Origin of the sequence: Prevotella sp. HMSC073D09 (genome assembly GCF_001814145.1) — a bacterium.
GTDB classification, from domain to species: Bacteria; Bacteroidota; Bacteroidia; order Bacteroidales; family Bacteroidaceae; genus Prevotella; species Prevotella conceptionensis.
On the sequence record NZ_KV815008.1, the window covers coordinates 33,919 to 35,927 of the forward strand.

The following is a 2,009-nucleotide window of genomic DNA, read 5'->3' on the forward strand; positions in this document are numbered from 1 at the left end:
CACCAAAACGCACTGCGTTTTGCGGCATATTGCATTGCATTTTGCGGCAAAATGAACAGCATTTAGTAGAAAATAGCCTAAAAACTGGTTTAAATGGCGGTCATTCCAAATAAATATTCATTTTGCCAACATCTACAACTAACCCCTTTTTGCATCAAAACCAACCCACGCGAGAATCGATTTTTTGCGGTTGGGTGGGCACTTGGTGAACAAAATGGGCACTCACGATGTTAAAATTCTTGCTGAAAAGGAGACAAATCGTGATTTCTTCGCTACTCTATGTTGGCAACTCCCTTTTGTCCTTCGTTTCCTAATGTGAAGGTGGGAGGCTGAAAAACAGCGTGACTGAAAGTGCCATAACAACCCACTTGTTGTTGGCTGCTATGGCCAATTGCTGCTGGTTTTACTAAGAAGAATGGCTTGGCATGCAACACAGGATTGTTGAAAAGGGGAATGTCGTTGTACGCTAGTAGGCTTGAACGCGGTGAGGCGTGTTGGGCTTGTGTGAACTTTGTTCGCTGTACCGACATCTTTTTATCCTCCAACATGCAACTTTTATCCCCTCTCAAACGTCTAATATTAAACAAAAGCATAAATAGCATGAATACAAATAAAGGGATATATCGTTCAAGAGACCGCAAGATAGCAGGGGTTTGTGGGGGCATCGCCAAGTATTTCGACTGGGATGTCACATTGGTTCGCCTAGTTTACGCCCTCGCTACCATTACCACTGCCTTCTCGGGCGTGTTGGTTTATCTTGTTGCATGGGCTGTTGTACCCAGCGAAGAGTTTGACCCACGACAGCAAGAATAGGTCTTTGAAAAATCAGAACACCACAAAAGCGTTTTAAATTACTCGTATCGGTGCTTAGCAAACCTGCAAAGCACATCCATTTGTGCCAGCAACCACAACCAGGTTGTTGGCACAAAGCTTTATATGTAACGCGTTGTCGTTTTGTTTTAGATAAAAAACATCTTGTAAAGTACCAAGGCTTTATCCGCTCTTTTTACTTACTGGCGTGTTGGATTTATCATGTTTCAGTGTTGTATGTTTTTGTGTTACGCAGTTATTTCTACATAAAAACATCATAAAAAGCGAATGGTTAATCCATATTTTTTGCTATATTTGCAGTGGAAACCACAACCCAAAGGAGGTAGTTATGTGTGCAACAATCATTTATTCTGCATTTCGCTGCAAGCTGTTATGTGTAATGGCGATGTGTTTGGTGTGCCTTAATGCCAACGCACAAGGCGGAAATGACACCGTATGTTGGCCACCTTACTCCCTTTTTGTTAAGCCCAAGTTTAGAACTTCGCCAGTAAAAATAACGCGCGTTTTCCGCGATGAAGACTATGCAAAGCCCAAGTTTCCAGGTGGCGAGGAGGCTTTGAAGGCCTTTATAGATAAAGAAAAGGTATATCCAGAAGAGGCCCAAGACGTTACGGGCAGGGTGCTATTGTCTTTCTTTGTGGAGGAAGACGGCCAAATAACAGACATTAGGCTCCTTCGTTGTGTACATCCCGCATTAGATAAGGCGGCAGTTAACGTTGTAAAAAGGATGCCCGCTTGGATACCCGGCAAGCGAAAAGGCAAGCTGGCGCGCTTGAAAGTCTGCATGGGCATTCCTTTTTATGTGATTAAAAAGGGCGGAACAGAGGCAGGACGTTGAGATAAATAAGTGGCGTTTCTAAGGATAGAAAACTTGCAAAGAGCTGGTAGACAATCCTTATTAAGCGATAATCGTAGTTGAAACAATAATAAACCAAAGGAGGGAGTTATGCGAACAATGAGCATTCATTCCGTATTTCGTTGCAAGCTATGGCTTGTAATAGCAATGTGTTTGGCCTGCCTTAATGCCAACGCCCAAGGCGGGAAGGGCAAGAATAAGAAACGAAATCAACCCAAACAAGTTAAGTCGGCAACTACTAAGGCCGAGGAAAGCCAGCGTGTTATGTGTGAAATTTTTGAAATATCACCTCAATTCCCTGGCGGAGATAAGGCACTGATGG

At 43.3% G+C, this 2,009-nt stretch carries 3 protein-coding genes; all 3 read left to right on the forward strand.

All coding sequences use genetic code 11. The features are described from left to right. Nucleotides 1–600 precede the first annotated feature (600 nt). Nucleotides 601–813 (forward strand): PspC domain-containing protein, encoded by a 213-nt coding sequence (locus HMPREF2955_RS00380; RefSeq protein ID WP_044259971.1) that lies wholly within the window; start codon nt 601–603, stop codon nt 811–813. A gap of 346 nt (nt 814–1,159) precedes the next feature. Next, complete coding sequence (locus tag HMPREF2955_RS00385) at nt 1,160–1,669, forward strand: energy transducer TonB (RefSeq protein WP_070719886.1); 510 nt, start codon at nt 1,160–1,162, stop codon at nt 1,667–1,669. 108 nt (nt 1,670–1,777) lie between these two features. Continuing rightward, nucleotides 1,778–2,009 (forward strand): hypothetical protein (locus HMPREF2955_RS16415; protein ID WP_210401251.1); only part of this gene is annotated, 232 nt, incomplete at its 3' end.